Source organism: Lysinibacillus sp. G1-3, from assembly GCF_056322905.1.
The window spans coordinates 82,857-102,814 of record NZ_JBWHYQ010000001.1 but is presented as its reverse complement, the minus strand read 5'-3'; the positions used below and the strand labels follow the sequence as shown (position 1 = coordinate 102,814).

The 19,958-nt window shown below is 37.3% G+C and carries 23 protein-coding genes; 6 read left to right on the top strand and 17 right to left on the bottom strand.

Annotation, left to right across the window (positions count from 1 at the left end; translation table 11 throughout):
* Positions 1 to 193: 193 nt before the first annotated feature.
* The 6 genes from ACVYAD_RS00490 to ACVYAD_RS00465 all read right to left on the bottom strand — a co-directional run bounded on the left by ACVYAD_RS00490 (position 194) and on the right by ACVYAD_RS00465 (position 4,370).
* Positions 194 to 589, bottom strand: a complete 396-nt coding sequence (locus tag ACVYAD_RS00490) for a DUF3397 domain-containing protein (protein ID WP_349658931.1) — start codon at positions 587 to 589, stop codon at positions 194 to 196.
* Positions 586 to 1,488 (bottom strand): ketopantoate reductase family protein, encoded by a 903-nt coding sequence (locus ACVYAD_RS00485; protein ID WP_476423919.1) that lies wholly within the window; start codon positions 1,486 to 1,488, stop codon positions 586 to 588. The genes ACVYAD_RS00490 and ACVYAD_RS00485 overlap by 4 nt, the downstream gene beginning before the upstream one ends.
* 731 nt (positions 1,489 to 2,219) lie before the next feature.
* Positions 2,220 to 2,597 carry a transcriptional regulator gene (locus ACVYAD_RS00480; protein WP_386826882.1) on the bottom strand — a complete coding sequence of 126 codons (378 nt, stop codon included), beginning with the start codon at positions 2,595 to 2,597 and terminating at the stop codon, positions 2,220 to 2,222.
* A gap of 110 nt (positions 2,598 to 2,707) precedes the next feature.
* Positions 2,708 to 3,475 carry an enoyl-CoA hydratase/isomerase family protein gene (locus ACVYAD_RS00475; RefSeq protein WP_476423918.1) on the bottom strand — a complete coding sequence of 256 codons (768 nt, stop codon included), beginning with the start codon at positions 3,473 to 3,475 and terminating at the stop codon, positions 2,708 to 2,710.
* A 163-nt stretch (positions 3,476 to 3,638) separates the two neighbouring features.
* A complete protein-coding gene (rpmF, locus tag ACVYAD_RS00470) occupies positions 3,639 to 3,812 on the bottom strand; it encodes a 50S ribosomal protein L32 (protein ID WP_010858320.1) in 174 nt (57 codons plus the stop codon).
* Positions 3,813 to 3,836: 24 nt separating this feature from the next.
* Positions 3,837 to 4,370, bottom strand: a complete 534-nt coding sequence (locus ACVYAD_RS00465; protein WP_349658935.1) for a YceD family protein — start codon at positions 4,368 to 4,370, stop codon at positions 3,837 to 3,839.
* Positions 4,371 to 4,566: 196 nt separating this feature from the next.
* Between ACVYAD_RS00465 and ACVYAD_RS00460 the strand changes: the two genes are divergently transcribed.
* The gene (locus ACVYAD_RS00460; RefSeq protein WP_349658936.1) at positions 4,567 to 5,778 is read left to right on the top strand and encodes a nucleotidyltransferase; all 1,212 of its coding nucleotides are present in this window, start codon (positions 4,567 to 4,569) and stop codon (positions 5,776 to 5,778) included.
* Positions 5,779 to 6,291: 513 nt separating this feature from the next.
* Here the strand turns inward: ACVYAD_RS00460 and ACVYAD_RS00455 are convergent.
* Both ACVYAD_RS00455 and ACVYAD_RS00450 read right to left on the bottom strand, forming a co-directional pair.
* Positions 6,292 to 6,423, bottom strand: a complete 132-nt coding sequence (locus ACVYAD_RS00455) for a hypothetical protein (protein WP_476423915.1) — start codon at positions 6,421 to 6,423, stop codon at positions 6,292 to 6,294.
* Positions 6,424 to 6,547: 124 nt separating this feature from the next.
* A complete protein-coding gene (locus tag ACVYAD_RS00450; RefSeq protein ID WP_476423913.1) occupies positions 6,548 to 7,594 on the bottom strand; it encodes a SepM family pheromone-processing serine protease in 1,047 nt (348 codons plus the stop codon).
* A gap of 100 nt (positions 7,595 to 7,694) precedes the next feature.
* Here ACVYAD_RS00450 and ACVYAD_RS00445 point away from each other — a divergent pair, with 100 nt between their 5' ends.
* The gene (locus ACVYAD_RS00445; RefSeq protein ID WP_476423911.1) at positions 7,695 to 8,612 is read left to right on the top strand and encodes a hypothetical protein; all 918 of its coding nucleotides are present in this window, start codon (positions 7,695 to 7,697) and stop codon (positions 8,610 to 8,612) included.
* A 98-nt stretch (positions 8,613 to 8,710) separates the two neighbouring features.
* On the opposite strand, the gene coaD is transcribed toward ACVYAD_RS00445, so the two are convergent.
* The 3 genes from coaD to ACVYAD_RS00430 all read right to left on the bottom strand — a co-directional run bounded on the left by coaD (position 8,711) and on the right by ACVYAD_RS00430 (position 11,524).
* Positions 8,711 to 9,226 (bottom strand): pantetheine-phosphate adenylyltransferase, encoded by a 516-nt coding sequence (gene coaD, locus ACVYAD_RS00440; RefSeq protein ID WP_349658939.1) that lies wholly within the window; start codon positions 9,224 to 9,226, stop codon positions 8,711 to 8,713.
* Between the two features lie 103 nt (positions 9,227 to 9,329).
* Positions 9,330 to 9,881: a 16S rRNA (guanine(966)-N(2))-methyltransferase RsmD gene (rsmD, locus tag ACVYAD_RS00435; RefSeq protein ID WP_349658940.1), complete on the bottom strand. Its 552-nt coding sequence runs from the start codon at positions 9,879 to 9,881 to the stop codon at positions 9,330 to 9,332.
* A 215-nt stretch (positions 9,882 to 10,096) separates the two neighbouring features.
* On the bottom strand, positions 10,097 to 11,524 hold the full coding sequence (locus ACVYAD_RS00430) for an RNA polymerase II (RefSeq protein WP_349658941.1): 1,428 nt from the start codon (positions 11,522 to 11,524) through the stop codon (positions 10,097 to 10,099).
* Between the two features lie 56 nt (positions 11,525 to 11,580).
* Here ACVYAD_RS00430 and ACVYAD_RS00425 point away from each other — a divergent pair, with 56 nt between their 5' ends.
* Complete coding sequence (locus ACVYAD_RS00425) at positions 11,581 to 11,970, top strand: DUF7147 family protein (RefSeq protein WP_197141747.1); 390 nt, start codon at positions 11,581 to 11,583, stop codon at positions 11,968 to 11,970.
* Between the two features lie 2 nt (positions 11,971 to 11,972).
* Here ACVYAD_RS00425 and ACVYAD_RS00420 read toward each other — a convergent pair whose 3' ends face one another.
* Positions 11,973 to 12,245 (bottom strand): YlbG family protein, encoded by a 273-nt coding sequence (locus ACVYAD_RS00420; RefSeq protein ID WP_197141746.1) that lies wholly within the window; start codon positions 12,243 to 12,245, stop codon positions 11,973 to 11,975.
* A gap of 251 nt (positions 12,246 to 12,496) precedes the next feature.
* On the opposite strand from ACVYAD_RS00420, the gene ACVYAD_RS00415 reads away from it, so the two are divergent.
* On the top strand, positions 12,497 to 13,402 hold the full coding sequence (locus ACVYAD_RS00415; RefSeq protein ID WP_349658942.1) for a glycerophosphodiester phosphodiesterase family protein: 906 nt from the start codon (positions 12,497 to 12,499) through the stop codon (positions 13,400 to 13,402).
* 76 nt (positions 13,403 to 13,478) lie between these two features.
* Here ACVYAD_RS00415 and ACVYAD_RS00410 read toward each other — a convergent pair whose 3' ends face one another.
* The 3 genes from ACVYAD_RS00410 to ACVYAD_RS00400 form a co-directional block, all read right to left on the bottom strand.
* On the bottom strand, positions 13,479 to 13,934 hold the full coding sequence (locus ACVYAD_RS00410) for a DinB family protein (protein ID WP_476423907.1): 456 nt from the start codon (positions 13,932 to 13,934) through the stop codon (positions 13,479 to 13,481).
* A 208-nt stretch (positions 13,935 to 14,142) separates the two neighbouring features.
* Positions 14,143 to 15,195 (bottom strand): tartrate dehydrogenase, encoded by a 1,053-nt coding sequence (locus ACVYAD_RS00405; protein ID WP_349658944.1) that lies wholly within the window; start codon positions 15,193 to 15,195, stop codon positions 14,143 to 14,145.
* A gap of 174 nt (positions 15,196 to 15,369) precedes the next feature.
* On the bottom strand, positions 15,370 to 15,816 hold the full coding sequence (locus ACVYAD_RS00400) for a YlbF/YmcA family competence regulator (RefSeq protein ID WP_349658945.1): 447 nt from the start codon (positions 15,814 to 15,816) through the stop codon (positions 15,370 to 15,372).
* Between the two features lie 87 nt (positions 15,817 to 15,903).
* Between ACVYAD_RS00400 and ACVYAD_RS00395 the strand changes: the two genes are divergently transcribed.
* The gene (locus ACVYAD_RS00395) at positions 15,904 to 16,404 is read left to right on the top strand and encodes a PaaI family thioesterase (RefSeq protein WP_349658946.1); all 501 of its coding nucleotides are present in this window, start codon (positions 15,904 to 15,906) and stop codon (positions 16,402 to 16,404) included.
* On the opposite strand, the gene ACVYAD_RS00390 is transcribed toward ACVYAD_RS00395, so the two are convergent.
* Both ACVYAD_RS00390 and ACVYAD_RS00385 read right to left on the bottom strand, forming a co-directional pair.
* Positions 16,385 to 17,860, bottom strand: coding sequence for a UDP-N-acetylmuramoyl-L-alanyl-D-glutamate--2,6-diaminopimelate ligase (locus ACVYAD_RS00390; RefSeq protein ID WP_349658947.1), 1,476 nt, complete (start codon positions 17,858 to 17,860; stop codon positions 16,385 to 16,387). The two genes, ACVYAD_RS00395 and ACVYAD_RS00390, sit on opposite strands and share 20 nt — an antisense overlap.
* Before the next feature lie 263 nt (positions 17,861 to 18,123).
* Positions 18,124 to 19,245 (bottom strand): CAP domain-containing protein, encoded by a 1,122-nt coding sequence (locus ACVYAD_RS00385; protein WP_476423905.1) that lies wholly within the window; start codon positions 19,243 to 19,245, stop codon positions 18,124 to 18,126.
* Positions 19,246 to 19,393: 148 nt separating this feature from the next.
* Here ACVYAD_RS00385 and ACVYAD_RS00380 point away from each other — a divergent pair, with 148 nt between their 5' ends.
* On the top strand, positions 19,394 to 19,759 hold the full coding sequence (locus tag ACVYAD_RS00380) for a YugN family protein (RefSeq protein WP_349658949.1): 366 nt from the start codon (positions 19,394 to 19,396) through the stop codon (positions 19,757 to 19,759).
* Positions 19,760 to 19,958 lie beyond the last annotated feature (199 nt).

Genomic DNA, 19,958 nt, shown 5'->3' with positions numbered 1-19,958 from the left:
TTCTTACTCTTTAATAAGCAAAATAAAATAAACTCCCAGAAAAAAGTTAAGTAACAATTTTCAACAAACCTCAAACACTTAAGTACTTTGGAATTTCACTTCATATTTTTGCACATCTAGAGTTATTACTAAAAAAAACAATTTATAATGCTATTATTTTAACGCTTATGGCTTCAACATGAAAAGAAAATGCTTAGACTGCCTGTAAATATTCTATAACAGATCGAATAACACCTACTAAACAAATAATAATATACGCCGTACTTAGGACTAAAAATTGAAAGCGCCAAATTTTCCTAAGTAGCGGTTTTACTTCAATTTCCTTTTTTGTTCGCCAATCAATATATGTAAAAATTATTGCCATCACTACCGTCAATGTAACTAAAAGTGCGCTAACATCGACATTCCACAGCACCCTAATTGCTAGTGGTACTGAAAAATACAAACACAATGTTGTCGCGTCCGATGCTACTCCAAAAGCATGAGTGCCTCGAATTTTAACCTTTCGACCAAATAAATAGACAATCACAAAAAGGAGGATTGGACAAATAATAATGACACTTATCATAATATGTAAAAAATCTTTCAACGTCTTTCACCGCTCTCCTCTATCGCAAGTACTTGGTGATATAAAGTACGTAAAGTTGGCAAATCGTGACCATTCGCTAGAGCTTTTTCTAGTATTACTCCTACAATCGTGTCAATTTCGCTTTTCCTCCCTTGCACCCGATCCGCTAGCATAGAGGATGTATTACTTGCTGTTTGTTCACATAAGTCTATCACCTTGAAAAAAGGTATAGTTTGTTCTATGCCTTCAAAAGCTTCCGTAATTTCTCGGTAAAGAGTTTGCATTAATAGAAACGCTTGCTTATTCGTAACTAACTCTCCATTCTTCAGTTGCAGTATAGCCGTCAATGGATTAATTAAGCAGTTGAATACAGCTTTCTCAAATAACATTTGTTCCGCATTAGCAACTAGTCTAACTGGATATAAGGAATTTTTTAGTTGTAACAAATAGGTAAAAGCATCACTATCTCCTCGCTCTATCGCAATTTTACAAGTACCTACACCTCTATGTTGCACAGTTGTCTGATTGATCAATTGAGCACCGAAAGATACAGAACAAAAAGCAATATTCTTTTGTGGCAAACGTAATGCCTCGTCATAGTGCGCCAGACCATTTTGCATAAACAACAACGGTACCGTACTCGGTAATACAGATAATTGTTTGTAAAGCTCTTGTAATTGACCGTATTTAACAGCAATTACAATTAAATCTTGTCGTGGTAGTTCCGCTAATTTCGTAGTTGAAGTAACTTTTTGCACAGTTTTCGTTCCATCAACATTCATGCGCGTTAAATACTTTTCATGAAGTTCATCTACCTGTTCCTGCCTCCTCGCAACCAACGTTACAGATATACCAGACTCAGCTATAAAACTTGCCGTTAACTGACCTACAGCCCCGGCACCAATAATCGTTACACCCACAATACATCACACCTCCCACATTTACAACGGACGATCAAACATAAGAGAACGCCCCCACTCGGCATAATTGCGTCCAGAATCGACTTTTCGCTAGGCCTACTCGAGAGCCGACACGATGTTAGTCATTTCGGTAAGCTACAGGACGTGGCGTTTTTACCGATGCAGGTCAGTCAGCCGTTATCGCACGGATTCGATACTAACATCCCCTAAGAACTCCATTCCGATTCCGTGACATCCGCCGAGGCTTCGGCCCAACAAGAAGTTGGTCACTCCGTCGTTGCCACAGGACGTGGCGTTTTTAGACTGAGTTCCTCTATTTAAGCGAATGTTCGGACAGCCGCTACCGTCCATCATTACACAGTCCATTTCGCCCACTCTACAGAAGGAGGTGCCTTAGAATGATTCCTAAGGCACCTCCTATGCAGGTTCTTTTATTATACAAGATTGGCTAAGTGTTTACGACAATATATAAAGCGAAACTTTAATCAGCGGGTTTTTCCACTGATCATTAGTCTTAACAATCTGACTTTTACGGGCAGTTACTCTCACACCTAACTTCTTTACTTTCATTACATTTCAAGGTGTGTGTTTCGCACCTGGCGCTTCGCATTCGGTACAGATAAATCACTGCCTATAAATTCACTTAGCACAGCATTATGTTTTAATCTAACTTATATTCTTTCTAAGTAACTTACTCTATCGCACTCGTAACCTTCATCTGCTTCCTTACTTTAATCTTTCATTAAAGAATATCCTTGCTGTAACCATTTCACTAGTTTTTCATGTTCATTTTGTAATTCACGGTGTCTTATTTCGAGACTTTGATAGGCCTCTGTTAATTCATCGAAACTTGTTAATGCCAATTTCAAATGACTTCGCATAGATTGTTGCGGCTGATTTCGTACAGCTAGTAGTGACTGACTATATTGACTACGTAATGTTTTATTCCAACGGAAACCACATGCCTGTTTTGTACGACCTAGTTCATTAGCAGCCATTTCAAAAGCCTCTAGCTGTGTTTTGCCATTTTGCACATTATGCAACACGATTTCTGCTAATCTTTCATCATCTTCCTTTGTCCATTGATCTTTTCTTTTTTTCAATTCCATAATCTATCACCCTCGCATTTTTTACTACTATATGCATGGGCGAGCAAAATAGAATCATCGAAATAAAAAAGACAGTGATTATGTTTTGTTATAATCACTGCCGTTATACATTATTTATTGTTTTTCTTTGCTAGGAAATTAGCAACTGCCTCGTGGTGAGCTTCACTTTCCCACAATTTCGCACACGTACGAACTTCCTCCATAACACGTTCATACATATTACGCTCACGCCACTTTCGAAGCTCAATTTCTTTATAAGCCTTATGAACAGAAGGATGAATTTTACGCATGTGTTCGATAAAATCATTCAACGCCTCTTCTTTTGAATCTTCGAAAACACGCATTGCCCAGCCAATTTCATATAGCAATTCTGCTGGATAAGGCTTCGCATCGACTAGCATCTTCATTGCACGATCATGGCGTAACCCACGTTCGAATAAGTATGTACCGCCTCCCCAGCCGCTCGTAATCGCTAATGTCCCCTGTATAAAACCACATTTCGCATGACTTGCCACTAGACGAAAATCGCAAGCTGTTGCAATCTCACAGCCTCCACCAACCGCTGTTCCATTAATCAACGCAATCGTCGGCACAGGCAAAGTCGCAAGGTCGTATAATATTTTGCCCATCTTACTCAACATCCCGAACGCCTCATCCTCCGTTTCAAGCGAATGAAATTCAGATAAATCGCCCCCTGAGCAAAATGACTTATCTCCAGCGCCCGTCACGACTAAAAAACGGACATCATCATGATGTCGGATATATGTAATAACTTCTTGAAGCCCGTCCATAACCTCATCATTAACCGCATTCCTTTTTTCTTCCCGATCAATCGTAAACGTCATAATACCATCTTTGTTATCAATTATATAAGCCATACTATTTCCCCCTTTGTCCCGATGGATAAATTGTATCATACAATTATTATAGTACTATATATCTTTCTGTTATTGCCGAAAGATTCCGTCTTTTCTAGTCAACAAAAAGGCTAGTAAAGAGCCATGGTCTCTTTACTAGCCTTTGACGTGAGCAAACACTGAATTATTTGCTTACTACTTCTTTACCTTTGTATTGTCCGCAAGCTTTGCAAACACGGTGTGATAATTTTGCTTCACCACAGTTTGGGCAAGCTACCATACCAGGTACAGATAGTTTGAAATGCGTACGACGCTTTCTTTTTGCAGTTTTAGAAGTTCTTCTAAATGGTACAGCCATTGATGGCACCTCCTTACAGATCGTCTATTCGTCTGTTTGATCAAAATACTTAGCTAAATCAGCCAGTCTTGGATCCACTTTTTGTTCGTCAGCTTTTTTGTGTAGCTGAACGTCTTCATCTGTTGCGTAAGTCCAGTTTTTACCACCATGCACTTGCCCTTCGGTATTATCCTTGAACACTTGCATAGGTACTTCGAGAAGCACTAACTCCTCGAGAACCGGCTTCATGTCGATTACTTCACCAACTATGTAGTGAATATCTCCGCCATCTTCCCCACGTTTTTCTTCGTCAACCCAGCTGAAAATTTCAACTGTCTCAACTTCGATAGGAAACTCAACATCTTCCCACGTGCGTGCACATGGAAGTGTTAACGTCGCTGTCACTGTTAGCTGACATGTCATTTGCGATGCACCGAAAGTACATAGCCCTTTTACATGAACGGGCGAAATTGCTCGAATATCCTGGTTTCGCTCCATCACCTCGTCCAACTGGACATAGGCATCGATTGGCATCCCGTTTTGGCGGTATTTAGATAATTGATGAATTGACCATTTCATTCGTTTAATCACCTCGAGACAACACTGTTGATTATATAATGTGTAAAAATAGATGTCAAGATAATTTCTTGTCACCACAATAAAACCCACCTATAATTATATATTATTAAATGTGTATTTGCTCCAAACCGTTCTATATAAGCAAAAATGCTCCTTAGAACGAGAAGCAAATGATATAGATAAAGGGGGCTTACATTTGCAAGCAGTCGGAATAGTTGTTGAATACAATCCTTTTCACAATGGACATGCCTATCATTTGGAACAGGCGAAGAAAGTAGCACAAGCAGATATTGTCATCGCTGTCATGAGCGGGGATTTTTTGCAACGTGGTGAACCAGCCATGGTCGATAAATGGACACGCACAAAAATGGCTCTCGCAGGTGGTGTCGATATTGTCATTGAACTACCGTACGTATATAGTACCGCACCTGCAACTGATTTCGCAAAAGGAGCCATTTCCTTACTTTCTGGAATTGGTTGCGATTCTTTTGCTTTCGGAAGCGAAGATGGCTCCATACAACCCTTTATGAATACGTTTCAGCTCATTAATAATCACCGCACTGAATATAACGCTCTTATTAAAGAAAGCCTTAAAACGGGTGCAAGCTATCCTAAAAGTCTACATTACGCCTATGAACAGCTTTCTCAAAAGTTCCCTGCTGCATACATTGATTTAGGTCAACCAAACAATATACTTGGTTTTCACTACATTGAGGCTGCCAAAACTTTAGGTAGTAACATTAAACCTTTAACGATCCCTCGCATCGTTGCAGGTTATCATGACGCTATACAAGAAGGTGCATCCATTGCTAGCGCCACAGGAATACGCAAAGCACTAGCAACAACAAGTGCTCTACAAAATGTGCAAGAGTTTCTACCTAAGGCATCATTCGTTCATTTAGCGGATTGGCATGGAAAATATGGTGAATTTGCAAATTGGGAAACTTTTTGGCCATTATTACAGTTTACACTTATTCGGCACACACCTAGTGAACTGACGCGCTATGCTGAGGTAACAGAAGGCATTGAGAATGCACTTATTAAAGCAGCGAAAACAAGTCATTCTTTCGGTAGCTTTATGGAGAAAATTAAATCTAAACGCTATACTTGGACACGACTTCAACGTATGCTCACGCACATTTATACTGGATTTACAAAGGAACAATTGCAAAGCTTTGATGCGCCTTCTAGTATACGTTTACTTGGTATGAGTAAGCAGGGACAAGCGTATTTGGGTATGCACAAAAAAGACATACCTTTACCTTTAATCAGTCGTGTTGCAGCTATGGATGATGCTATGCTTGCTGTAGATATTCATGCAGCAGAGGTATACAATTTAAGTATAGAGCAAAGATCAAAAGGGCAAAGTTTGCCTAAAGATTATCAAACACCACCCATTCGTTTTTAAGTAATAGTAGATCTCAATAAAAGGATGCCAGAAATTTTTCTAGCATCCTTTTATGTTGTAGAAAAACAATTATGTCAATGAAATGAAAGGTAACATAGATAGCTCTCGGGCAAAACGAGGGGGTGATTGGGCGCTTCGCTTTCGCGCAGAGCAGAGCTTCCTGGGGGCGTCCAATGAGCCGCCCAGTCGTAACGAAGATCAACCAATTCACTCAGAATGCATTCTCTGATATTGTTCTCTAAATTATTGTGATGAACACAACTTTAGCAACAATGAATGGTTTGCGCGAAAGCGAGACACAGCAGATGTATTTAACGTTACTGTTATTTTATCAGCGTTCGATTATAGTGAGCAGCTATAGCATTGACTTTTGAAATACATAAATTACAGAGTGGATGTTTCCATAACAGGAACCCCCAAAAATAAAACATATAGCTTGGAACAGAAATTACTTTCATTTGAAACGCAACAACATTCATATTATTTTCTACACAATCAATTTTTGAGCTGCAGTTAAGATTTATCGAGAACTTTTGATTGTTTATCGAAAACTTCTGATTGTTTATCGAAAACTTCTGATTGTTTATCGAGAACTTCTGATTGTTTATCGACCAACTTTCGAAAAATATCGACATCTACCTTCATGCAACACTATCTACCGCGCTAATAATTTACGTATAAAAAATTTTCACATAAAAAAAACGCGAGAAATCAACGTTTCTAAATTGATTTCTCACACTTTTTAAGATTTTGATCAGTTTTGTACTTCTTATTTCGGCTGTAGCTGTTTTAAATATTCGATTGCATCATCCACAGTTTTAACCGGAACTATTTTCATTTTTGTTTTAATTTCTTTCGCTACCTTTACTGCTGTTGCATAATTTGATTCTAGCTCAGGATATTTAGCTTTCATTTCTGGAGTAATTTCATCATCTGGCGCGAAAAAGATTTCCATACCATCACGATCAGCTGCAATGACTTTATAGTCTATTCCACCAATTCTTCCAACAGTGCCGTCAACCAGCATCTCTCCTGTCCCAGCGACAGCATAGCCCTTCGTTAAATCTTCTTCGAGAAGTTGGTCTAAAATTTCTAAAGTAAACATTAGTCCAGCAGACGGACCTCCAATATCCTCAGTTTTCATTGACACATTTGGATTTGTTTCAATAGATTTACTTTCAGCATAAGTAATACCTAAACCAGCCCTTGTTTCTTCTGATCTAGGGATTTCCTTTAATGTTATCGTTACCTCTTGTTCTTTTTTATTACGTATAAATTGAATTGTCACTTTCTCGCCAAGCTGCTTCGGCTTTAAAAGATCTACAAGCATTTGTTGATTTCTAATTTTTTGTCCATCAACTTCAATAATCTCATCACCAGCTTTTAAAAAATTTTCCGAAGCACCGCCCTCTAGAACATTTAATACAAAAACACCGTTAAAAAGAATTTTTGTTTGAAGGCCAGCTCTCTTAAAAGCTACATATTTTGCATTAAATTGAGAATCAGTCATTAATTTAAGCTGTCGAACATTATATTCCTCTTCATCCTCTAACGGATTTCGAACTTGGGTAATATCCATTAATTTTTGGTATTTTTGAGTTTTTGCCCAAAGATATGAAAAAGGCGTAGCTTGCTGCATGGCCACCGTCATTAAGCTCAAGGAACCTTTATCATTCGTGTGGCTATTTTCAACGTTAACAAATTCACTGACATCATAAGCACTTCCAGGCTTCATAATATAAGCGTCTAATCGGTATAACATAAAAAAACAAATCACGACTAACACCATTGCATAAATACTAATTTTTTTCTTCATAAGAAAAAACCTCCTAGGACGCTTGCAAAACCTTACGTTCATTTTTTTGCCTTTTTTACATATATTGATTTTAGCATTTGCCTATGTGAATGACAAAAAGTTGAAACGAGATGATAACATGTACGCGACAATTCAAATAGCGATTTGCATAGTTCTTATTCTATTACTCTTGTTATTCCCACAAACAGCTCATACAGGTACTGATTTAGGTTTAAACCTTTTTATGGATGCTCTATTCCCGTATTTATTACCTTATCTTATTTTAACGCAATGGCTTCTCCGTTTAACGGCTCCTATGCGCACGAAAACAAAAAGAGCTTCTTTATACGTACAAGCCTATATTATTAGCGCACTCGGAGGGTATCCGTCTGGAGCAACAACCATTGTTTACTTAAAAAACAGCGGGCAATTACACGCTAAAGAAGCAAATTTTTTATTAGCCGTATGTCATGCACCAAGCCCTCTTTTCGTGCTAGGCTTTGTAAGCCTTGATTTATTACACAGTAATACGTTCGGATGGTTGTTTTTATGTTTACTACATAGTTTTAATATTTGCTGCTTACTAACTGGTTACTTTTTATTTCGTAAAACAGACCCTCCTAGCATCTCAATACACAATACACCTTTGAATACAGCACCATTCTCTGAAAGCATAAAAGAAACAGCTCCGACAATACTATTAGTTGGAACGACAATAATTTTTTTCACTACCATCCAGACGATTGTCCAGCAAGGCTTAGATTCACTGCTACCTAATCTTCCCTACGCAGCTGAACTTTCCATAGCCGCAATTCTTGAAGTTACAAATGGTCTTAAAATGACCGTCTCAGCTTTTCCAAATCTTTCGTATTTGCCATTACTAGTTGTTATGTTGTTGACCATGCAAAGTATAAGCATTCACTTACAAATTTTCGTCATTGCAAAGTCAGCCAAGCTGTCTGTTCGACCCTATATAAAATTCCGCCTACTTAGCATAATCATTGTACCTACTATTTATGCTCTTTTTTTCTTAAAATAAATAATCATCTGCATGGTTCAGCATTATACGCAGGATACAAATTGCTCCTCAAACTAAAATAAGGATGTCTTAAAAATAAGACATCCTCTTAGTTTCTTTTATTTATTTAAACTATACTTTTCTTTCAAAGCTTCTACGACACAAGCAGGAACAAGCTCGCTAACATCACTACCGTATTTCGCAACCTCTTTGACAATGCTTGAGCTTAAGAATGAATATTGATTTTTTGTCATGATGAAAAACGTTTCAATGTTTTTATCAAGAAAACGGTTCATCGAAGTAATTTGCATTTCGTATTCAAAATCCGAAACAGCACGTAAACCACGGACAATCGCTTTTGCTTTTTTTTCCTTGGCATAGTCTATTAATAGTCCAGATGAACTTTCAATACGTACATTAGGCAATGTTTTAGTCACTTCAGCCATTAATGCCATACGCTCTTCTACCGAAAATAATGGCTGCTTGGATGAATTATTTAATACAGCAACATAAACTGTGTCAAATACATCTGCCGCTCGTTTAATAATATCTAAGTGACCATATGTCACCGGATCAAAACTCCCAGGAACTACAGCAATTTTCTCTGACAATCTATTCCCCTCTTTCTTTTGCATAACGATCCATTTCACCTTGGCTGCATACGTGGCCACTCTTGCTTTTTCACAGGATGTGAAGTTCTTAGCCTGAGTTCCTCTATTCAGTGAGTATTAGGATACCCTACGAATGAAGATAAACGGATATAATCGTTCCGCCATATGTTTCTTGTCTTTTTAATTCAAAGTCCCCAAACCTCTGTGGTAATTCTACTTCTTTTGCATGCTCACATAAAATTACGCCATCATGTTGAATTTTATCATTGTCGACAAGAATCTGCACTAAGTCATAATATTCTTTGTGGTGATATGGAGGGTCTAAAAATACTAATTTAAACGAAATATCACGTTTTAATAGCGCTTTCACAGCACGCTTCGCATCTATACGAAATAGCTCAGAACAATCCTCGTAACGACATTTCTTTATGTTTTCCTGAAGTACTTGGAACGCCTTTGCATCCTTTTCAATAAAAACGGCGTGCTCAGCTCCTCTACTTAAAGATTCAATCCCTAAGCCACCGCTCCCTGCAAATAAATCAAGCGCTATACCTCCATCAAAGAATGGACCAATAATATTAAAGATGGATTCCTTTACTTTATCAGTTGTAGGTCTCGTCGTATTCCCTACAATCGCCTTTAACGGCATCCCTTTACGTTCTCCTGCTACAACTCTCATAGGCAAATCACCGTACTTTCTTATTCCATATAACAATTTCACCTTGGCGTAATTGTTATTATTTATTGTGTTGTCGCTTCGCTTTTGCACAGTCAAATTGCCACATGACATGGCGTTCTTAGACTGAGTCCCTCTATTTCAGCGGGTGTTTAGCACTCACTTTTAAGAAGTTAAAAGTATTTTTGCAGCGAAAGACGAACCTCCGCTGCAAAAATTTATTCTTCCTCTTGTGTTAACATCTTAATATTGATACGACCATCACTTTTTTGTAATTCTACTAAAAATAATCGTTGTAGCCAAGCTTCTTCAACATAATAATGATTGGCAATTTTTATAATTGGTTCTGAAATTGTAGAATATCTACGTTGATTAAATACATAAAACCCAGGCTCTTTCGGGAATCGGAAGGTGCGATTATCACTATTAATATAATATCCATTTTTCCCTTCACCAACCGTATATCCTAGATACGGCAACAATGCATCAGCAGTATACAATACTTGTCCTTCAGAAAGGATCACATGAACATCTTTTCTCAAAACATCATTCACATAAACATTTCGATCATCCTCAAATAAAAGTGGATATGTCCCGTTTACTTGGGCCGCATTCAACTTAAAATAAGACGTTTTTGCATTTAATACCTTTGATAAAAGATCGTCCATTAATGCAGGGGAAATCGGCTCTTCCCCAAGCTTATCTAAAGATTCTTGCCATGCTGACTCTTGATCTGCTGTCATATATTCTTTTAACGTCTTCACAATTTTCTTTGCTTTATCGGAACCAATCGTATCCTTCACTAAATAGGATGCCACAACTTCCGGCAACCATGTTGGCGAATCTTTAAACTTATATTGTGACTTTATTTGTGACAGTATAACTTCCTGTACAACTGCTTGTTCAGTTAGCTCAGGCATAAATAAAAGTCGGTCATCATGTTCTTTCACTGGATTCTTTTCTTGAATAATAGCAATGTGTTGATCATTCAAAAATTTGATGTTTTCCAATGACTTCAATAAATCCTTCGAAATAGCTCCTCGTGCATAAATAGATAACACAGGGGTTTGCTCTTGCGCTTTTAAATTACCCTTTTGCCAATAAATATCGCGAACTGTACCATCTCCACTAAACATTGTATAGTTAACAAGTGATAGTTTTTGCTGACCTACTAAAGGCAATCCCGTGATCCACTGACCAACAATTTTACTATCGGTTGAAATATGTACTACGGAATAAGATGCTTCACCATTCGTTAATGTGGCGAAAGCATTTTGGATGAGCATTTTATCTTTTAAGCCACCCTCAATCGGAATTATGTATGAAACAGATTGTGATTTAGTCTCTCCTTTTTTAAAATAAGAGACTTCTTCTGATAAACGCTCACAGCTTTTTTCGTTATCGATAAAGCAACTAGGGTTCACTGCATTTTCCGGCCACTTTATTTTCACTTTTTGGTTTGGTAAGTTTTTAAAATGTTGACGAATATCCAAGCTATTTTCTCGATAGACAATTTCTATCTCCTGTGAATAACGGAATTCGCCATTGCCTGCTTCTAAATCAGATGAATAGGCATGGTACTGAAAAAATAATGTTCCGGAAATGATTAGTACTAGAATGGAAAAAAAACTCATTGCAAATTTCATGTGCTTGACCTCCCGCAGCATGATACTATGTGTATTGGAAAGGATGTGCAATTTTTATGCCACAACAATTTATAGAATTAGGTGAAGGCTATGGTGATGTTTATGAGCTACTTGAAATAGTGAAAACCAATCAAGATCGCTTCCACCAAGCTTTTATACTAACATCCACTAAAGAAGAAAAAAAGTTTGCCTCTTTAGCAATCGCTTTAAAACCAGTCGGTGAAAGTAAATTCATGCCGATTTATATTTGTCGAGAAGGCATCCCTTATAATGAAGAGCAGCCTTCACAGCGACAAAAAATGTTTGAAGAAAGTATTAAACGACTAGATAGAAAAGCGGTTGTTGTAGAAATAAAGCACTCTTCTATATTTTCGGAATCAAAACTATTTTATCAATACTTAATCGGAATAATGAGACTTCATCACTATATACCAGCTTTAACATAGTATTATAGACCTGCTTTATAGTCATATTCTTTCGCTTTATCTGGTTTCGCATTTTCAAATTCAGTTTTAACAAATGGACGATAAGACTTTACAACGTCTTTCACAAATGGAAGGCGTTGTAGTTTTGTTGTCATTGATTCAATTTCCTCTCGCTCGCAATAAAGAACTACATATTTTTGCCTCCGAGAAATATAAAGAACATGACCATATTTTCGAAGAGACTTCGCATGTTTTAATTGATGGACGTAAACGATTAGTCCTTGGCGTTCGTTCATAGTATTCCCCTCATTTCTTACATAAAAGAATACCATAGACCAGAAAATGATAGCAACAGAGTTTAGCTGACAGAACGCTTGATTTTCCGTTATAATGGAAAAGCATACAACGTTGACTAAGATTTTTACATTCACTTATGCAAGTTAATAGAGCACTAGTTTAAGTTATAATTTTTTGTTTGCTCACTGAAAATTTAAAAGTGAAATTGTCAGTACTATTTATATTATTTTAATTGTTAAGGAGGACGAATATGGGTAAGAAAACAAAGATTGCGCTTGCAATCGCAGCAGCAAGTGCAGCGGCTTGGGCAGGTAGTAAAGCTATTTCTAAACCTCAACAACGAGAAGGTAAACAAGCATTACAATTTGATCACCCAATTATTCTTGCACATCGTGGCGGTGCTCATTTAGCACCTGAGCATACAATGCCTGCTTTTGAAAAAGCCATGCAGTTAGGTGTTCAGGGCTTTGAAATAGATATTCGCTTAACTAAAGATGAGGAAATTATCGTTTTCCACGATGATACTGTTGATCGTACGACAGATGGCTATGGACTTGTTGCAGATATGACTATAGCAGAAATAAATGCATTAAACCACGGTTATCAATTTGAAGATTTGGATGGAGAATTTCCTTATCGAGATGAAAAAATAGACGTTGTAACTTTACGCGAACTTCTACAATCTTATCCAAACATGTTAGTAAATATTGATATTAAAGATGCGCCAGATACGTATGAAGGAAGTTTAATGCCGTCTAAACTATGGCGTTTAATTGAAGAGCTTGGTGCTGAGAATCGAGTAGTTGTCACAAGCTTCTACGGCGAACAGATTGATCGCTTTAATTTATATGCTCAAAATCAAGTAGCACTAGGTGCAGGCGAATCAGATGTTCGTAAAGCATTCGCTTCTTTCTCAAGCCAGTTCGGACATTTATATCATCCAAAGGTAGATGTATTCCAAATACCACCTAAATCAGGAGTAATTAACTTAGATTCTCCGAAGTTTATCCAGTTTTTAAGCAATTTAAATATCCCTGTTCATTATTGGACAATCAATGACGTCCCAACAATGAATAAATTAATTCACAATGGTGCAAAAGGTATTGTTACAGATCGACCTGATATCGCAGTAGGAATACTGCAAAAACAAGATTAATGGAATGGAACTTAACTTCCATTAGGTTAACGCATTGATGGGTAAGGGCTGCTTTTTATAGCCCTTACCTTTTATTTTAATATTTTCTTCTTATAAAATTTGCAGGTACCGGGTATAGATTTAATTCTCTCGCCCATACAGAAAGCTGCCCTATATGATGAATTTCATGTGCAATAGTATGGTGTAAAATATCATTTTTTGTATACGTATTTATATCCCAAGAGACCTTTACGATTTCATCATTTAAATTCTCGTTATGCTTCAAAAATTCGATAATTTCGTCTTGTAATTCAATTGAAAGATTTTTTACTTTTTCAAGCGTTCTATATTCATCAAAATCGAACATTCTGTCTTTTTCTCCCATAATGCCACGAATCCAGCTATATTCAACTTCAATAATATGAAATAGTGTATATAGAATACTACCTACTCCACCAATTCTTTTCTGCAACAATTCCTCTATACTTAGCTGATTACACCACTCGAACCATTCGTCTCTTACTTGCCAGTTATACTGAAAAAACTTGATCATGTGACCCTTCACCCCTTAGATTTTTTAGTAAGTTTTAGCAAAAACCAATAAACAGTCGAGCTGATGAAAATCCCACTGTTTAAAATTCTATCATTACCATAACGCTGATCTCCAAGGAGTCACCCAGTCGTAACGAAGATCAACTTATATGCATACATTTTAACAAATGATCTGCACAACTTTTGATGATAAATTTCTATACTTTTCTTTATTGTAAATGATGCAATACCGCATCCGTTACATCACGTAATGTTGCTTTTCCTCCTAAATCACCTGTTTTAATACCTTGCGCTAATGTTACTTCCATCGCATTCAGCACTTTGGTACCAACTTCATGATAGCCTAAGAAATCAAGCATCATTTTTCCTGTCCAAATTTGTCCAAGTGGATTTGCGATTCCTTGTCCCGCAATATCAGGAGCAGAGCCATGAACTGGTTCAAACATGGATGGATATTGTCGTTCTATATTTAAATTTGCAGCTGGCGCAATACCGATGCTGCCCATAATTGCACCACCTAAGTCGGTTAAAATATCCCCAAATAAATTTGATGCAACTATTACATCAAAGTTTTCTGGCTTCATCACCAAAAAAGCAGCTAAAGCATCAATATGATTAGATACTTGTCCTATATCCTCATAATCTTTACCAACCTGAGCAAACACCTCATCCCAAAAAGGCATACTATACGTAATTCCGTTAGATTTTGTGGCACTTGTAACATGCTGACGTCGATTTTTCGCCATTTCAAATGCATATCGCATTGCCCGCTCTGTTCCCTTCCTCGTGAAAATAGCATTTTGGATAGCAACTTCATCTTGTCCACTATGTATTCTGCCACCACTCTCAGCATACTCTCCTTCTGAGTTTTCACGTACAACTACAAAATCAAAGCCATTTGGGTTACGTAAAGGTGAAGGCAAACCTTGAAGTAGCTTTGCTGGACGCACATTAATAGATTGTTTCATCTCACGGCGTATTTTAATCAGTAGTCCCCATAACGAAATGTGATCTGGTACTAAATCGGGCATACCTACAGCACCTAAAAAGATTTGATCATAACCTTTTAAAATTTCAATACCATTATCAGGCATCATTTTACCTGTCTCTAAATAATAATCACAGCCCCATGGAAATGTTGTCCATTCAAATTGAAAGCTGCCATCTAGTTGAGCAGCTTTATTAAGCACTTCTATCGCCGCAGGCACTACCTCTTTACCAATCCCATCTCCTGGTATAACGGCAATTCGATAAGTCTTCATCTATTTATCCTCCTTTAATTTCTATATAGCCTATTCAATTACTATACAATTTTTATTCAGCAATTTCATCCAGATGTATGTTGCTGTCGCTACAACATAATATAGTAAAAAAAAAAACTATATACAAACTCAATCGAGTTTTGTATATAGTCTATTAAAAAGCATTACCTTGTGTTAAGCAGAGCATGAGCAAGAACCACCTGAGCCACATCCTCCACCACATGAAGAACCTGATGCAAAGAACGGATTACTTACAGGAACTTTTACCGCTTCAGAAACAGTTTTCCCTATAAGTAAGCTTATTTGGTCAAGCAAATCTTGAAAATCGTTCTCAGCAAGTTTCAATGCCGAAACCTTTTCATTTAAATCGAGTGCGCGCTTTTGCTGACGAATCGATTTCATAATTGTATGATAGTCCGGATGATATTTTCCGAAACGTTGTACATCTTCGTACTGCTCTTTCATGCGATTGAAAGCGTAAATAGCTTCCACTATTTGGACGTCGCTATACACATCATCATAAGCTTGTTGCAGCGCTTTCGCAGGCTCAGAGGAAAGAATCATCTCACAAAGCTCATCGGCCTCATCCAAAATGATTGCCCAGTCAGAGGTCATCATCATTTTTAATTCCCCCAATCTCTTTTCCATCATAACAGATTTTATGGTAATTTTACATTATTGATACTTTTAAATGAAGGAGTTTTTAAATTGGTACCATCATCTAAAGAACAAATAGAACAATTACTTGCAGAGATTTTACAACATAGCACAGCTGAAGATGAGGAAGTCTTACTACATTTATTGTCTGGACTTCGCGATAAACAACAAGGTATACATCGACGTTATATTAATGCTGCCTTACATATGGTAGGCAAATTTGAACCCGAAGTTAGTGAAGTTCGCATTCCCATTACACCTGTTATCCATAATACTATTAAGGTACCACACGGTGGGATTATTGCAACAATTGCAGATGCAGCAATGGGCGGACTTGCTTCGCGTTCAGTGCCAGAAGGCTTTAATGTTGTCACAACAAATATGAATATCTCTTATATTGCTACAACAACGAACAAGGAACTAATCGCTCGTGGGCGTTTCGTCCATAAAGGGCGCCAGACACTTGTGATGGAATGTGATATCGAGGATGAGACTGGACGAAGACTTGCTATTGCGACTGGATCTTTCTTTGTTATTCAACGCCGTCCTTAGACATAAGATTTAAAAAGTAATCTCGAATACATTGTTGATCGGAAAAAGGGAATTTTTGATTTTTTATTTGTTGGGTTTGTTCATGCCCTTTTCCGGCAACAAGTACAATATCGCCTTTTTCTGCCTTTGCTAGCGCTTGATGAATAGCAACTTTTCGATCTAAATAGATTTCATAATATTGCTGCTCAGTAAAACCAGCAATAATACTTTCATTAATTAAAATAGGATCCTCATCACGTGGATTATCCGTTGTTAAAAAGATGACATCCGCATACTTACTAGCTACCGCTCCCATCGCAAAACGTTTCGCCTTATCTCGATTCCCCCCACAGCTAAATACAAGGTAAAGGTTTTTAGAACGATCCAAAGTTTGCAAAACAGCCTGTAATGCCTCGGCCGTATGAGCATAATCTACATACACATCAACCCCAAATGGATTGTCTATTTTCTCAAGCCTTCCTTCTGGTAGCCTTAACAACCACACATGCTCCGCTAGATCTTCAATTGAAAAACCTAGTCGCCATAAAGTCATTAATGCAGCTACAGCATTTTGTACATGATATTTTCCGTTAAAAGGAATTTCCACGATATGTTCACTCGAGGACGTTTGTAAACAAAGCACCGTTTTTCCAATTGATTCACTAACAATTTGGATATGTAAATCATTATGATTATCAAAGCCGAATGAGCAGGATTTTTTCTTATCATAAATACCAACGGAACGGCAAAAATTATCATCCCCATTTAGCACAAGCTTTTTTGACAAATCTGCCAACCTTTTTTTCGCACGCTTATAAGCTTCAAGTCCTCCATGATCCTCTAAATGGTCCTCCGTTAAATTTAAAAAAACACCACAATCGATATCACAATGATCAAGCCTATGTTGCTGTAACCCCATTGACGAAGCTTCTAAAACAACATGTGTAACACCATTTCGTACACATTGCTTTAAAATAGGATGCAACTCTTTTGCCTGTAATGTAGTTAATTGCTCATGCACTGTTTGCTGTTTCTGTTCATTGATGAAAAATCCTACAGTTCCAATAACCGCGACGTTTTTATGTAGAGCTCTTAGCAATTGGCTCACAAAATGACTCACTGTTGTTTTACCATTTGTACCCGTAACCGCAATGACTGTTAATGCTTCCGCTGGAAAGGCCGAAAGCTTTGCACTCGCATACGATAAAAATAAGGATGTATTCGGAACCCAAACAAAAGGAATACTTTGATCAGTAATAGGTATTGAAATACTTTCCTCTGATACTATAGCGGCAGCTCCCCGAGCTAATGCTTCTTTTACAAAACGACTTCCCGATGTTTTCTTCCCTTTACGTACAATGAAAATATCCCCAGGTTTTACTGCCTGAGCATAGTCCTCAACGCCTGTAATATTTGTACGAATAGATCCTCCAGTTACACTACACGGCCAGTCTTTTAATAGCTCAGCTAATTGCAAGCTTCATTCCCCCTTTCGGTTCTCTAGCATATGACGGCGTATATAATGGTGTGACGAATATTGTAGTTGGTCATTGTGCATTTCTTTTTCGTCTAACTGAAAAGACTGAAGATACACTTGATTTTACCAAGTATATCTTCAGTCTTTGATTTCTATATATTCCAGCATTTTAGATGTACCGAAAGCGGAACGAGATTCACTGTCTCGTAAACGCTTGATTATTGAAAACTAATAATCAGTGAGGTGAAGAAGAACTCCTTAGATTAAGGTGATGATTCATCAATATTTTCTACTGGTTCCTCAGAGTCTTTATTCTCACTATCCAGCTCCTGTGAAGAAGACTCTAACAATATTTGCGTATAATAGTTTAAAAAGACTCCAGATCCCACTGTAGTATATAAATCATTTAATATGATTTTTCGATGCTCAGATGAATTTAGCCAACCATGCATTGCTTCGATAGCATCAAAATAATCAGTCGCAAGATTTTCATTCGCCTCACTATATTCGATTTCCTGTGTTTCTAATCTCTTTTTTAAATCTCCATTTGTTGGTGATTCATGACCAACGAAATTTTGAACCTTCATATCTTCACTATGCATATTTGCAACTTTTTCTATTGATTCATCAATATTTAATGGAGATAAATCATGTTGAACTCTTGCTACATTGATTAAATCGTCAAGTTGCGCAGCACTTGCTTCATTAATTTCCTTCTGTAAAAAGGAAGAAGGTGGTGTTGGTATAACTAACTCGCCTTGATAAGTCATTTCATAAGGTTGATGAAGAACAAGCGTTTTACTATTAGTAAAGCGTATGCCTTGTAGCTCACTCGTTTCTCTATCGAGATAGAGTTGTGCAAACAGCCCATCGAATTTTACAAGCAACCGTGTCTGCATATCTTCTTCACTCATCGAGAAAGAGAAAATATTTTTACCAACATTCGCCGTTACTTCGTAATCAATGATAGTCATTCGGTATATATCATCACGCTTCTGACCAACCTTAAAAGGAGAAGCATCTAAATCTTCACCAGCTAGATAAACTTGTGTCACCACATTATTTTCAACGCCTACCATAAAAAATTTGGAAGGACTTGCATTGTAGATCCACCAATCATAGCCAAAGGACGATGGTTCCTTTCGCACTGGTTCACCATATTTATCTGAAACTACCTTTATTTCTTTACCGATTAATGTCGACATCCCGCTTTTCGGACGTGGCATTGCCCCCATTTCAGGTTGCGTTAACTCGGTTTTGGGAATGATATTTGAATTGGCATTCGGGCCTTTTAGCGGCTCATTTTCACGTGGTGTATTAAAAAACATAAAGCCAATCAACGCAATTGCAGCACATGCCATAAAAATGCGAAATAAAGCTTTCATATATGACTCCTTCTTATCACGATTATTCTAAAACTATTATATCAATTGTAGTTGGGTTGACACAATGTTGTCATTGCAACAATGTCGAATATGCTCTATTATAAAAATGAGCGTATACTTTGTACGAGAACCTAAAGGAGGATTAGAGATGTATTTTGAAAATACTAACCTTGAAAATTTAACAGCTGATCAAGAACTTATTGTAAGCGTCATGAAAAAAAACGGTTTAGAATGTGATGGCGGCTGGGACTACGAACGTATGACATTTGATAAGCGTTTCGATACTCGTGAGGGACGTTATTACCTACGTGTATTCTCATACGCTAAATCAGGTGATGTTGGTGCACACGATGCAATCCTAACATTAATGAAACCAGCACTTGGTAAGTACTACTATCCACACGGTGTTGAGTATGGTGATGATGAAGTTTATCCAGCTCATCTTGTAAAAAAATGTGAAGAAATCTTAAAAAAGGTTAAATTAGACTTACAAGATTTTGAAATTCGCGCTTAATTTTAGATAGTTATTTCACGGTGCATATATGTCGATTAAACATCGAAATCATTTTTATTTTTTTATCAGGTAACAGTAACGGCAATAGCATGCAGTGCAATAGCTAAACTGAAAAGACTGGTGGTCCAGTCTTTTTTATTTTGAGTAAAAATTTTATTTCTTCTCATACTAACTATATCTTTTACATGATGTAGGTGAG